The 13,688-nt window shown below is 42.7% G+C and carries 9 protein-coding genes; 5 read left to right on the top strand and 4 right to left on the bottom strand.

What is annotated here, in order from left to right; genetic code table 11:
* Entirely contained in the window at positions 1–2,625 is a 2,625-nt protein-coding gene (locus AS141_RS17165; protein ID WP_057938918.1) for an ABC transporter permease, read from the top strand.
* A 136-nt stretch (positions 2,626–2,761) separates the two neighbouring features.
* Here the strand turns inward: AS141_RS17165 and AS141_RS17160 are convergent, their stop codons facing one another.
* A complete protein-coding gene (locus AS141_RS17160; RefSeq protein WP_057938917.1) occupies positions 2,762–3,337 on the bottom strand; it encodes an RNA polymerase sigma-70 factor in 576 nt (191 codons plus the stop codon).
* Between the two features lie 252 nt (positions 3,338–3,589).
* On the opposite strand from AS141_RS17160, the gene AS141_RS17155 reads away from it, so the two are divergent.
* The 4 genes from AS141_RS17155 (at position 3,590) to AS141_RS17140 (ending at position 11,864) form a co-directional block, all read left to right on the top strand.
* Positions 3,590–4,645, top strand: coding sequence for a FecR family protein (locus AS141_RS17155; RefSeq protein ID WP_057938916.1), 1,056 nt, complete (start codon positions 3,590–3,592; stop codon positions 4,643–4,645).
* 138 nt (positions 4,646–4,783) lie between these two features.
* Positions 4,784–8,296 (top strand): SusC/RagA family TonB-linked outer membrane protein, encoded by a 3,513-nt coding sequence (locus tag AS141_RS17150; RefSeq protein WP_057938915.1) that lies wholly within the window; start codon positions 4,784–4,786, stop codon positions 8,294–8,296.
* 10 nt (positions 8,297–8,306) lie between these two features.
* Positions 8,307–10,157, top strand: coding sequence for a RagB/SusD family nutrient uptake outer membrane protein (locus AS141_RS17145; RefSeq protein ID WP_232424950.1), 1,851 nt, complete (start codon positions 8,307–8,309; stop codon positions 10,155–10,157).
* Positions 10,158–10,751: 594 nt separating this feature from the next.
* On the top strand, positions 10,752–11,864 hold the full coding sequence (locus AS141_RS17140; RefSeq protein ID WP_198293571.1) for an ATP-binding response regulator: 1,113 nt from the start codon (positions 10,752–10,754) through the stop codon (positions 11,862–11,864).
* Here the strand turns inward: AS141_RS17140 and AS141_RS17135 are convergent.
* The 3 genes from AS141_RS17135 to AS141_RS17125 are packed head-to-tail and all read right to left on the bottom strand — an operon-like array spanning position 11,853 to position 13,496.
* Positions 11,853–12,677, bottom strand: a complete 825-nt coding sequence (locus AS141_RS17135) for a mechanosensitive ion channel family protein (protein ID WP_157243519.1) — start codon at positions 12,675–12,677, stop codon at positions 11,853–11,855. The genes AS141_RS17140 and AS141_RS17135 overlap by 12 nt on opposite strands.
* Positions 12,670–12,903 carry a hypothetical protein gene (locus AS141_RS17130; RefSeq protein ID WP_057938912.1) on the bottom strand — a complete coding sequence of 78 codons (234 nt, stop codon included), beginning with the start codon at positions 12,901–12,903 and terminating at the stop codon, positions 12,670–12,672. Before AS141_RS17130 ends, AS141_RS17135 begins: the two co-directional genes overlap by 8 nt.
* Positions 12,900–13,496 (bottom strand): RNA polymerase sigma factor, encoded by a 597-nt coding sequence (locus tag AS141_RS17125; RefSeq protein ID WP_057938911.1) that lies wholly within the window; start codon positions 13,494–13,496, stop codon positions 12,900–12,902. Before AS141_RS17125 ends, AS141_RS17130 begins: the two co-directional genes overlap by 4 nt.
* Between the last annotated feature and the right edge of the window lie 192 nt (positions 13,497–13,688).

Here is a 13,688-nt window from a genome sequence, read left to right as displayed (position 1 = left end):
ATGAAAAATCAACAGCCTTCTCCGCCGAAACTGTTTGTCAGCTTCTTCCGCTGGTTTTGCCATCCGAGGATGCAGGACTATATCGAAGGCGATTTATGGGAGGTTTATGAAAGAAATTTCAAAACACTGGGAAAGCGTAAAGCAGACTGGAAGTTTATTCTTGATGTATTGCTCCTGTTCCGTCCCGGCATTATCAGGCCAAGAAGACCTTATCAAAACTTAACCCCCTACGGTATGTACAGAAGTTATTTTAAAATCGGTTGGAGAACCCTTGTGAGAAACAAGGAATATACGCTTATCAACATCGCCGGATTGGCACTCAGTATCACCTGCTGCATTTTGATTTTTGTACTGGTGAAGCACCATATGGGTTTTGATGATTTCCATCAGGACAAAGACAGAATATACCGGGTTGTAACCGAGCAACACCGGGAATCCGTTTCTTATGTAAACAGTGTGCCTTCCCCATTAGGTATGGTACTTAGAGAAAATCATACGTACGGGGAAAAAGTCGCCCGTATGTTTCATGAAGCAAATTCAGTGATTTCTTTTGAGCGCAACGGGCAAAAGCAGTTGATCAAGGAACCTCAGGGGTTTGCATTTACCGAGCCTGAATTTTTTGATATTTTCAATTTTCCCCTTGTAAGAGGGAATATGAATACCGCTCTTTCAGAACCTAATACAGCCATTGTTACCGAAAGGATTGCCAGGAAATACTTTGGTGAACAAAATCCAATCGGACAGGTGATTACCTACGATAATTTTCTGCCCTTCACTATTACGGGGGTATTGAAGGATTTGCCCGGGAATACAGATATCAAACCTGAGATTTTTGTTTCCTATATCAGCCTGAAAGATTTTAACTCTTGGTTGGCAAGTGATGATGCCTGGGGAGGAATTACGGGAGGGATGTATTGCTACACCAAACTCAGACCGGGTGTGAGTCCTACAGAAGTTGAACTTGCTTTACAGCCTTATGTCAAGCAACATAGGCCGGAGAGCAAAAATGTACATCATTATAAACTTCAGGCACTTTCAGCTGTCCATTTCGATGGCAGATACGGGGGAGCCATGGAGAAATCTGATATAGGGATTCTTATCGCTATAGGAATCTTTTTATTGCTCACCGCCTGCGTAAATTTTGTAAACCTTGCTACGGCCCAAGCTTTGAAAAGATCCAGGGAAGTTGGGGTAAGAAAAGTCTTAGGAAGCTTCAGGGCACAGCTTTTCGGGCAGTTTATTTTAGAAACAGCTATTATCGCTACAGTCAGTATTCTGATCGCGCTCGTGGTAGCTTTTGTTCTGGTTCCTTACGTAAATGACTTCTTTAGCACCCAGATCCCAGTCAATTTCTTGTCAGATGGCACCTTGGTGTTATTTATCATCGGTTTGGCTATACTCATTACGCTTTTGGCAGGGTGCTATCCAGCCTTTATTTTGACTGGTTTCAAACCTGTAGCTGCGCTCAAAGGAAAACTTTCCATGCAGCAGCTGGGCGGATTCAATACCCGACGTTCCTTGATCATCATGCAGTTTGCCATTTCCCAGGTATTGATCATCGGGGTGATTGTAATCATGAATCAACTGCGTTTTACCAAGCAGGCAGAACTTGGTTTTGATAAGGAGTCCATCGTAATGGTGAAGCTGGGAAGCGATTCATTAATTACGATGCAAACACTGAAAAACGAGTTTTTACGCCTGCCAGGTGTTGAAAAAGTTTCTTTGTGCTATCAGGCCCCGGCCTCAGACAATTCCTGGAACAATTCCATACGCTTTGGCTCGGACACGGAAGAAGTGGGTTTCCGTACCAATATGAAATTGGCAGATGCGGATTACCTTTCCACGTTTGACCTGGAACTACTCGCAGGAAGAAACCTCACACCTTCAGATACAGTAAGGGAAATGGTGGTCAATGAAGCAATGCTGCAAAGTTTGGGTATCACTTCCTACGAAGACGCCCTGGGGGAAATGATCTATGCCAATGGGGGAAATATGAAAGGACCAATTGTGGGGGTAGTTAGAAATTTCCACGACAGATCCTTGCATGAAGGAATCTCAGCCGCATTGATTACTACGGCAAGTACTATGTATTCCAATTTTGCCATTAAAATCAATGGCAATTCGGTGAGCGCGACATTGAATGAAATACAACAACTATGGGAAGAGCAATATCCAGACAAAATGTTTGAATATGCCTTTGTTGACGACAGCATTGCGCAGTTTTATGCCGCTGAAGAAACCCTGCTGAAAGGAATTCAATTCTTTTCCTTTATTGCCATTTTTATCGGTTGTCTTGGCCTTTATGGATTGATTTCCTTTATGGTTTCCCAGAAAACCAAAGAAGTCGGCATTCGTAAAGTGATGGGAGGGGGAGTTGGCCACATCATTTGGATATTCGGGCAGGAATTTGTGCGGTTGATTATAATTGCATTTCTGATTGCTGCCCCGGTTGGCTGGTGGTTTATGGGCAACTGGCTTCAGGATTTTGAGTTCAAAATACAACTGGATATTTGGACATTCGCAATGGCCATGGGCAGTTCCCTGCTGATCGCCGCACTCACGGTCGGATATCAGGTTATCCGTGCGGCAATAGTCAATCCCGCCGTAAGCCTAAAGACTGAATAAAATGTGTGAGCTCCTCCGGGAATTGTTTCCTTGTCCTGTTTTCCCGCAACTAAACTAAAGAAAAATCAAGCTGTACATCCGCTTTTATCCCACTGGGGGGTTAAAAGCGGATGTGTAAAGGTTTTAGGTATGTTGACTACAAAGCTGAAACCAGAATCAGTGCTAAGCATAAAGCATTGGTTTTTTGCAGGGCAATTCTGAAGTCATGCAAGGCTAAGTTGAGATGATTTTCCACAGTCTTTATGGAAATTCCCAGTTCTTCTGCTATTTCTTTATGGGAAAGCCCCTGAATCCGGGAGAGCTCAAAAACCTCTCTTCTCCGTTCGGGCAGATAAAGGAGAGTTTCGTCCATCAGATTTTTTAGATCCATGTAATCCATCCCCTCTTCTACATTATTTCCAGGCACGATCAGACTCATCTGGTATTCTTGGGTAGCCTTGGTTTTGATCTTCTTTTTGAATTCATCAATGATGATATTCTTTCCGATTTTGTATAGGTAGGAATTGAAACTTTTCTCAGAATCCAATGAAGTTCTGTTTAGCCATAGTTTGACAAATACCTCTTGGGTGATTTCTTCAGCATCAGCTATCGCCAGTCCGTAGTTTAAGCAGAATAAGTAAATCTTCTTATGAAAAAGTCCATAGAGCTCATCAAAGGCCCTTTTGTCCCCATTTTTCAACCTACATACAAGTGGCTTTAAATGCTGCACCATGGATACTGGAGTTGTCTAAAAACTTTGCTAGGCGAAAGTTTATGAATTGACAATATTTCTTAAATATAGAAAAAGAAAGTCAAAAATTTTTCTGAACATACTACTAAAACACTAATTTTTTGCAATAACTATCTTTGACGATAAAAAATATGTACCTCTATTATATGCCAAGATAGCGGTACCCTTAAGTTGACATATAATTTTTTTCAAAGCGGATTGGGGGATAGGTAGCTTTTTCCAGTAGTACAATAAATGAAACCAATAGACCCAGAATTACTCAGGAAATTCTTTGATGGAAAATGCAGTCCGGAAGAAGTGCATCAGGTTTTGATCTGGATCAACTCTGATGAAGGTGTAAGGGCATTGGGGGAAGAATTTGAAAAATTCGAACCTTTGGCTGAAGCTATCAACAGTCAACCTTTATTGGCCAAAATCCACGAAAAAATAGGGCAGGAAGAGGATAAACTGCGTGGGTCCAAAGAAGATAATGTCAGAAGAATAGCACAGAAAGCTATGCCTGAAGGTACATGGATAAAGCGATGGAAGAGAGGCATAGCCGCGTCTTTGCTATTCACCCTTATGGCCTCGGCGGTTTGGCTTATCTTAAGTAGAAGAGAAGGGGATCAGGCAGAGACAGCACCTTCAGCCCAGATAGAATACCTGACCAGACAGACACGTCCAGGGGAGAAGTTGACCCTCAAACTGAATGATGGAAGCATTATTCATCTGAATTCCAACAGTAAAATTCGCTTTCCTAAATTTTTCACCGGGGAGCTTAGGGAGGTTTTTATGGAAGGACAGGCATTCTTTGATGTACAACGTGATGAGAACAAACCATTTATTGTGCATTCGAAGGGTTTGATTACCAGAGTAATAGGAACCTCGTTTGCTATTTTGGAAGATTCTGCAGCGCAAATCAGCCAAGTAGCAGTATTGACCGGCAAGGTGAAAGTAGCAAAGTCAGCGCATACAGAGCAGAAACCCTCAGAAGAACTTTATCTGGAACCTATGGACGCAGCCAGTTTGGATGCGGCCCAGGGGTCTTTTGAAAAAATCAAAGTTGACTATGATAATGCATTCGCATGGAAGGACAAAGTGCTTGTGCTCCAGAATGCGACTTTTGAGGAGGTTTTGAGAAAATTAGAAAACTGGTATGGAGTGAGTTTTATACAAAAAAGGAACATTAAAAATCTAAAAGATTACACCGGAAGATTTGATGATCAGACACTGGAGGAAGTAATGATCGGTCTTTCATTTACTTATGATTTTGGGTTTGATATCCAGGATTCAACCATAATTATCCACTAAAAACCAAGTGCCTATGCAAAGACAGAAGTAGTAAAAAAACAAAAAGACCATCAATCAAAGCTGGATTTTGCCGTGCAGCGATGACCAATGATCTAATTGATTACAGACAACAGAATATTATCCATAAACAGAATTATTATGAACACAAAGTTACTGAAAAAAATTGTGACCATGGGAAAATATGCCTTTCTCGGAATGGTACTTCAGTGCTTCTTTTTAAGCACTCTTTTGGCCAGCACAAGTAGCGGCCAAACAAAGATGGAAGAGGTTTTTGTGACTATTATAGCACAACAGCTGCCCATGAATGAAGTCATTCAAAAAATCGAACGTGAAACTGACTTTTTGTTTTCCTATAGAAAGCAGGATGTCAAGGGAGCCGTTTACACCAATACAAAAAGAGGGGAGAGTATTTCCATTGAAAGCCTGTTACAGGAGATTTCAAAAGAATCCAATTTAAAATTTAAACAGGTCAATAATACCATCCATGTAGGGGTGAAGAAAGCTGAATCCCAAGTGATTGAGTCCGTTCAAGAGGTCATAGTGACCGGGACAGTTGTTGACGAAAGCCAACTGCCCATGCCGGGGGTAACCATCACAGTGATGGGGACTTCCACGGGTACTGTCACTGATGGGGAAGGTAATTTTTCGATTGATGCACCCGAAGGTTCTTCCCTGGTCTTTTCATTTATTGGATATGCTAGCCAGACTATCGAAATCGGCAGTCAAAGTGTCATTAATGTAACTCTTGCTGAAGACACCCAGGCTTTGGACGAGATTATAATCGTAGGCTATGGTACCCAGAAAAAAGTGAATCTCACCGGGGCAATAACAGCGGTGAAAACGGATGAAATAAATGACATACCTGCCACGAATCTTTCCAATACACTTGCAGGTAGGGCTCCCGGTGTAAACGTCACAGGGACTTCCGGGTTGTCAGGAGCATCTTCTTCAATCCGTATCCGGGGGAGTTTTGGTGATCCTTTGTATGTCATAGATGGAATAGTGAGAGACAAGGAGGCTTTTGACGCACTTAATTCAAATGAAGTAGACAACCTTAGCTTCCTAAAGGATGCTGCCTCGGCATCCATTTATGGGTCAAGAGCTGGAAATGGGGTGGTGCTGGTCACGACCAAGAAAGGGACAGAGCAAAAAATGACCATAGGCTTTCAGACCTCTTATTCAGCCTATAATCCCACCCAGGAGCTACTTTCAGATAAGACCACCGCGACAGACGAACTTATTTATCAGAATAGGGTGGCGGAATTTCTTGGTACTACACAGCCAAATGGCCCTGAAGAATTCGCCTATTTTGAAAACAGAAGCTACAACGTAAATGACTTCATCTGGAGGAACCCGACCAGTCAAAATTACATCCTGAGTGTAACCGGGGGGAATGATAAATTGACCTATTACTCCATGCTGAGTTACCTGGGTGAAAAGGGGGCGTACAAGAGTGTCGATCATGGTAAATTTAACCTTCGAAGCAATGTCTCGGCAAAAATCACCAAACGCATTACCCTAGACCTGAACATTGCAGCCACACAGCAGAATCATGACCGCTTTTACTGGCCATTTTCCCCAGACGATGATTATGATGTCTCGGATTTATACCGGGTTAGCTTCAACTGGCCAAAGGTATATCCATTCTACACTGAGGCCGATGGCACCCCTGCAGATTATGTGACCGACTTTCCTTTGCAGACACCTATGGGCAGCTGGCAGGCATGGAGTGTTATTGATCAGATCGTGGGAGACCGTTACATCAAAACCAGAAAACGCCAGGTAAACTCAATCCTATCACTCAACATTGATTTGAGTGATGCGATTGAGGGACTTTCCACCAGGGTGGTCGGAAGTTACCTGGCAGAGGACTACATGAGAAAGAAGTATCTGACCTACCAGAAAAATTATGTGTTTACCCAGGCAGATCCTGATGGAAACAGATTTATTCCGGCTGCTCCGGATCCCAATAATGTCAACATCTTTAATTTTAGCCAAAACCAGGAGTTTTTAAGTTATGAGCTGGAGACCGCTTGGAGTTATCAGTTTGATTGGTTTTTAAACTACAACAGGACGTTTGATAAGCATGGTATAACCGCTATGCTCGTATATGAGCAGGCGGAAAACGGTGCCTATGGGGCTTATTCCAAAGCTGAGGACCCGGTGACCAATTACGATCAGGATTTTGTGTATTCCCAGGATGCTGAGCGTAGGTATGGAAGTGGCTGGGAGGAAATAGGGGCAAGACAATCGCTGATAGGGAGGGTCAATTACAACTTTGATGAGAAATACATCGCTGAATTTTCCTTCAGGTACGATGGAAATACCCTCTTTCCCAAAGGCAACCGCTGGGGATTCTTCCCCTCCGTCTCTGCGGCCTGGAGAATAGCCGGAGAGGATTTTATGGCAGGAACCTCCAGCTGGCTGGATGATCTGAAATTGAGAATGTCCTATGGTACCACTGGCAATGACTTGGATATGTATAACGAAAAGATTAATCCCTTTTCCTTTGTAAATACTTATAGCAATGGAGGGAGATATATTTTTGGGGATGAGCTGTACACCAGTATTGTACCTGGAGCCACCCCTAACCCGAATTTGACCTGGGCCAGCTCTACAACCTATAATGCCGGATTGGATTTTGAATTGATTGACACCAGATTGGTAGGATCCATAGATGCATTCTATAAGCAGGAGGTCAACATCCTGGGATCGAGACTGGTGACCCTTCCCGATAATTACGGGCAATCTTTGGCCCCTGAGAATTATGCGGAAAGATCCTGGAAAGGGGGAGAGCTTGCGTTGCTGTGGAGAGATCAAACCGGAAGCGGGAAACTCAAATATTCTGTTTATGGAAATCTGGGTTATGCCCGCGACCAGTGGGACAAGCTGGATCAGAACCCTATTTTTATGCCTGGTGGCAACAGGGAATTTGAAACGCAGATAGGGCAGCCCAGTGAAAGGATATTCGGGTTACGGTCCTTGGGGATAATCAGGACCCAGGAGCAGCTGAATGAACTGATAGAGGCCGGATTAAAGCAATACGGCAGAGACCCGTATTTGGGAGGCTTGTATTTTGAGGACATCAGAGGAGATGGTTTTTCTGCTGGGCCTGATGGGAAAATTGACGGAAATGACTTCCAGCTCCTTTCAAACAATGCCGCTCCGAGAATAAATTATGGATTTGGCTTCGATCTGGACTGGAATAATTTCTCACTCAATGCCCACTTCCAGGGCGTAGGGGTCTATGATCGGATTATAAGCAATCAGGAAGGTGCCGGAATGAGACAGCACGGCGGATCCATCCGACCTTATTACCCGATATGGGCGGATGATGTGTGGACTCCTGAGAACCCCGATGGTAAATATCCCCGTCCTGTTGGACAGAACTGGTATGAGTCTGGAACAGGAGCTACTTCGTTCTGGATCAAAAACGGCGCCTACCTACGATTGAAAAATCTGAATCTGGGCTATAATATCCCCCGCACAGTGCTTTCCAACTTCAATATTCTAAGCGCTAAAATTTTCTTCAACGGAACCAATTTATTTGCCATATCCGAAGTAAAGGAATTCCAGGATCCGGAGCAGAAGAATTACGATTCCTTCCCTTTGATGAGATCATTCACGCTTGGTCTTGATGTTAAATTCTAAAGAAACTTCAATGAAACCGACAGGATTGAAAACAGCATTGAACGCGCAGGAAATGCTTGTCTTACTCATCAAGGTTCCATTTGATCTAAAAATCAATACAATGAAAAGAATACTATATATACTCGGATTTATTGTAATCTCCTCGGGTTGTTCTGATCTCCTCGAAATTGAAGATATCAACCACTACAGCCCTGAACTTGTGTGGAGTGATCAAAATTTGGCCAATGCCTATATGGCAAATTTATATTCCATGTTTGGGAACTGGGATGCTGGGGCTGACAGGACAAGTCAGCAAATTGCCGGGATTTCCTGGTATGCAGATCGCATCACTATCTCAAATGGTGAATATAAAGACTGGAACTACACTAGGATACGCTTAATAAACCAGGCAATACAAGACGTAAATAACGGAGGCCTTGACCAGGAAATAAAAGATAATATCACCGGGCAGGCGTTATTTATGAGGGCTTATACCTACTTCAATATGGTGATGTACCATGGAGGGGTTCCTTATGTGAAAGTACCCCAGGACAGGTATGAAGATGATTTGTTTGTAGCCAGGAATTCTACTGCTGAGTGCTTTGATTTTCTGATTGAAGACTTGGATCAGGCAATTAGCCTACTGCCTGAGAACATCCCATCCTCATCAGGTGATTTCGGAAAAGTAGACGGTAGTTTCGCACTAGCTTTCAAAGCGAAAGTCTTGCTTTATAAAGCATCACCTCAGTTTAACCCTTCCAACCCATTTGATAACAGCTATTGGGCTGAAGCCCACGCTGCGAACAAAGAAGCCTACGAGGCGCTCAGTGCCCATGGGTATGGCTTGGTAGAGGATTATGCTGAAATCGCGCTGGATGAGGGAAACAGAGAAACAGTCTTCTCTGTGATCAATAGCTACCCAAACAAATCAGCTAGCTGGGATCACGGCGTCAGGCCAGGATCAGAAAGCCGGGGACCGGCTTCTGCCTGTCCTACCTGGGAATTTATACAAGAATTCCCTATGCTAGACGGGAAGCTGTACAATGATCCCACCGGCGAATATTACATGAGTGATGAGGAATTTCTTCAAAACTACTGGAAAAACAGAGACCCCCGATTTGGCAAGTCCATTGTATGGAATGGCAAAGAATATGAAGTATCCGGTAAAGCAGGTAAAAGGCAATATACCGCATTGGGAATAGCCCATGAGCTGGATGATTTTGGAATCAATCCAAATGCAGGTATCAATTCCACTAACCTGGATAGGTATACCGGCTTCTTTATCCTTAAAAACAGCATGTTGAATCTGACCCAGCCTGAAGTGCAGCAATATGACGTGGATTTCGTATTGATGCGTTTTGCGGAAGTGATGCTGAATTATGCAGAGACGGCGAATGAAACAGGTGATATTTCTACCGCGATGACTATCCTGAAAGAGATCAGAGAAAGAGCAGGAATACTTCCAGGGGAGGACGGTAGCTTTGGAATTGTAGCCAATGACCGGGAGCAAATGCGTGAAGCAATCCTTGCAGAAAGGAATATAGAGTTTGCTTTTGAAGGCCATAGATTCTGGGATTTACGAAGACTAAGGATGTTGGATAGACTGGATGGAAAGACCAAACATGGCGTAGAAGCCATTGCAGTTGACGAAAATGGAGCAGAGATTTCTTTGTCAGTAGGTAGGGAATTGGCCTCCAGCTATTCACTAACTGAGAAAGATTTTAAATATCAGGTTTTACAGGTCCCAAGATCCGGTGTCCAAAGTAGTGTATTGCCGGAGACCTATTATTTCTTTCCTATCCAGAAAGCGGTTTTGGACAGGAATAATCAGCTCGAGCAGAATGTAGGTTGGGGAGGGACATTTGACCCGACCTTGCCCTAAGTAGTTTTTGTAAGTAGATATAGGAGAAGGCTAGTCGAAAATCAACTAGCCTTCTGTGTATAAGCCTGACTAAAGCAAAATTCCGATTTTGCTTTAGTCATTCTAAATATCCGCTTAGCTGCACGTAGGTATTTTGACTTGATGCCGGAAATTCGAATACGGCAATTCCCTCAAGGCTGCGGTGGAGGGTTAGGTCGATTTTTTCAGGCTGGACCAGACCTAATTCTGATGCGTGAGTGGGCACCCATTATGTTTTTTTAAGAATCCCCTAATCTGATGGAGGAGTTCCTTTCCGCAAAGAGATATACAGGATAAACTTTTTTGAGAGCAGGCAGAAATAATTTCACATCAAGATGTGACTTTCTAGTTCATCCCGTTTCTAAAGATATAAGGTCTCATATTCCTGAAAGCTGAAGTCCTCTTTACTAACAGACTAAAGTTGCCAAGAGGGCTGCCGAGGTGGGTCAATTGGAGGGGGATAATGCCGAAGATTTGAACTAATGATTTGCGGGTTTTAAGCTAGGTATGGTGATGTAAAAACAGGAAATGAATGCTCATTTTTTTAATCCGAAAAGTATAAACAATAAATCCATCATGATGAAATCGGAAAGTGTAAGGTATTTTGATGAATTGTCCCACGAGATCCGAAATTCTTTGAATATAGTAATCGGAAGTTCTGAATTGCTTAAAGACAGCGAGGGGGATGACCAAAAGGAACTGGTCAATATCATTCATAACTCCGCCTGTCATCTAAAAGACCTTCTTAATAAGTATTTGGTAAATAGGGAGGCTGAAGAAGATTTAGGTAATGGGAATGAATTTGACCTCCATAAGCTAGTGGAAGAACTTATCTCCCAATATGCTGTGCTTTGCAAGAAGAATGGGCTTTCATTGGTTTTGGATATAGATCCCTTGCTTCCCGTTCACCTAATAGGATCAAAAACCAAGCTGACACAAATATTAAATAACCTGTTCGGCAATGCGTTGAATTTCACTGAGCAAGGCTTCATAGAACTCTCTATCCAACTCCTAAAATCAGAAGGGGACAGTGTTGAAATCCATTTTGCTGTTAAGGATTCAGGCATTGGGATTAATCAAAAAGACCAGGAGAAACTGTTTCGGGATTTTGTCCAGATTCCCGGTAAAACCGCCAGAAAACAGAGAGGCTCAGGACTGGGGTTATCAATCACCCGAAAACTACTTCATAGCATGAGAAGCGAAATCCATCTCAGCAGCGAGTCGGGGGTTGGCTCTGTTTTTTACTTTGATGCTCAATTCCAGCTAGCCCCTGTCCGACAGATTGGTGATATCCCCAAGGAACTTCAGATTTCAGGGGGGAGGGTTTTGGTAGTGGATGATGATGTGATCAGCAGGGAAATGACCACCAAACAGTTAAAAAAGCTTGGTGTAGCCTGCGATACTGCTGAAAGCGCAAAAGAGACTACTGCTTTGTTGTACACAAATCACTATCCCATCATCTTTCTTGATCTGAATTTACCGGACCTGGATGGGATTACACTTAGCGGACGGCTTAAAAGACACTACCCAGACATGAAAATCATCTTGGTGACCGGTGAGAAGGTGCTTTTATCCGAGCATGAGTTAAGCATAGTTGGAATAGCCAAGGTATTGCCCAAACCCTATACGCTGCAGGAGCTTTCTGAGGCCTTATCCTGTCTGGAGATTTCGGCTTGGCTATCCCTCTAGAATGCTCACCCTGGTATTGACCAGGTCTTTGATAGGCACTACGAGTTTCCCCCTTGTTTGCTGGAGGACAATGTTAATATTGTCCATTTTCACGATTTTACCGGAAATATTATCGAATTCTATCTGCTGGCCAAGTCTGAAGTTTTTCTTAAAATAAAACCCAAAGAGGATTCTTTTCACGAGCTCTACTGAGCCCAGTCCCACCGCAATTGAAATGCAGAGCAGTATGGCGCCTAATATAATGGATAGGTTGTTTGTAATAATACTGGTATCAATTCCGACCAACTCTATGGCAATAAGCACAATGATGAAAAGGATCAAATAGCCAGTAAGGGTAGAGATCAACTTTGCCCCTGCCATTCCAAAAGAGTCAAAGAGGGTAAAAACCAGCTTTCTGGCAGCTGCTGAGATGTTAAATCCAATGAAGAGCAAGGAGATTGCGATCACTAATTTGGGCAGGAACTCTAGCAGTTTGCTGAGCTCGTTCGAAAGGACCGGCAACCCAAGTATTTCTGAGCCCAGAACTACGAATACCACTAGTAAGGTTATCCTTACGAAAGCCAGAATAATGGCAGTAGGATTGATCTGTAGCTTCCAGGACTCTATTCCGGGAAAGTTTCTTTGGAAGAATTGGTCCAGATTGACGGTCTTCAATATCCTTGAAATAAGGAACAGCGTTACTTTATAAAACAGCCATGCTGCCAGCAGAAAAAGTAGAAATCCCAACAGGCTTGGTAAAAATGCTACGGTTTCCCGAAAGAGACTCTCAATCACATCATAACCTGCATGCATATTATCCACTAAATTATTCATTATTATTTTTGTTTGGGTCTTTATCCTCTCCGCGATTTTTGCTTTTGTTCTTATTGAAATCCAGTTCGTCATCAAATACTGTCTTAAAGACATCCGGGCTTTTGACCAAAAAGAGATCAGCCAGATCTATCGATAGATTGATCAGGTTGATATCCTTCATTACCCTGGTTTTGATAATTTCAGGCAATTGCTCATGTTCCAATATTTCTTTAAATGGATTTTTCAATGCCCTAGATTTTTGTATTCTTCCAATACTCTCTTTTTAGCTCTGTTGATTCTCATTTTCACAGCTGACTCCCCAAGCTGTAGGGATTCGGAGATTTCTTTGACAGAAAACTCGTCCTGGTATTTCATCAGCAGAATCAGCTTTTCCTTGTCACCGACACGGTCCAGAGCAACTTTCAGTTTTTCGGCCTTCAATGCAAAAATCTCATTGTCATCAATTTCTTCAGTTTCATTTTGAAGCTTATCGGTGAGTTCCTGTTCCTTCTCCTGCTTTATTTTATGCTTTCTGTTGAGGTGGTTTAGACAGAAGTTGTATGTGAAACTATACAGCCAGGTGGAGAATGATGATTGTCCTCGAAACTGTTTTAACCTATAGTATAGTTTGATAAATAGGTCATGGGTCAGATCCTGGGCCTCTTCTCTCACAGGAATAAACCGTAAACATCTATTGTAGATTTTGTCCGCGTACCTGTCATACAAGATGCCATAATATACGGACTCTTTCAATTCTATAATCTCTTTGACCAGATCCTCATCAGATAATGCAGAAACCCTCTGAAGCTCTTTTTTATCTTGTTCTCGTGAGGGATTCATTTAGAATTAATAGTCCTTGGTTTTTTTGGTTCGAAAGCGTTAGGTTCTTCACCTTCTTAGTATGACACGGTATTTTTGCTAAAGTCACATAATTCCGTACTTAAAATTTAAGAAAATTATGTAGTAGGAATATCGTAATAAAATACCGGGCAATTTCGTCTACAGCTCTCGGGCTCAAGGGAAAAAACGCGG

The organism is Algoriphagus resistens, assembly GCF_001442615.1.
Classification (GTDB): domain Bacteria; phylum Bacteroidota; class Bacteroidia; order Cytophagales; family Cyclobacteriaceae; genus Algoriphagus; species Algoriphagus resistens.
Note: the sequence above shows the minus strand (reverse complement) of the source record. Positions and strands in the feature narration are given on the sequence as shown.

Coding starts and splice junctions, on each gene's coding strand:
- AS141_RS17165 (WP_057938918.1), top strand. CDS start 1: ATGAAAAATCAACAGCCTTCTCCGCCGAAACTGTTTGTCAGCTTCTTC.
- AS141_RS17150 (WP_057938915.1), top strand. CDS start 4,784: ATGAACACAAAGTTACTGAAAAAAATTGTGACCATGGGAAAATATGCC.
- AS141_RS17135 (WP_157243519.1), bottom strand. CDS start 12,677: ATGAATAATTTAGTGGATAATATGCATGCAGGTTATGATGTGATTGAG.
- AS141_RS17155 (WP_057938916.1), top strand. CDS start 3,590: ATGAAACCAATAGACCCAGAATTACTCAGGAAATTCTTTGATGGAAAA.
- AS141_RS17125 (WP_057938911.1), bottom strand. CDS start 13,496: ATGAATCCCTCACGAGAACAAGATAAAAAAGAGCTTCAGAGGGTTTCT.
- AS141_RS17145 (WP_232424950.1), top strand. CDS start 8,307: ATGAAACCGACAGGATTGAAAACAGCATTGAACGCGCAGGAAATGCTT.
- AS141_RS17140 (WP_198293571.1), top strand. CDS start 10,752: ATGATGAAATCGGAAAGTGTAAGGTATTTTGATGAATTGTCCCACGAG.
- AS141_RS17160 (WP_057938917.1), bottom strand. CDS start 3,337: ATGGTGCAGCATTTAAAGCCACTTGTATGTAGGTTGAAAAATGGGGAC.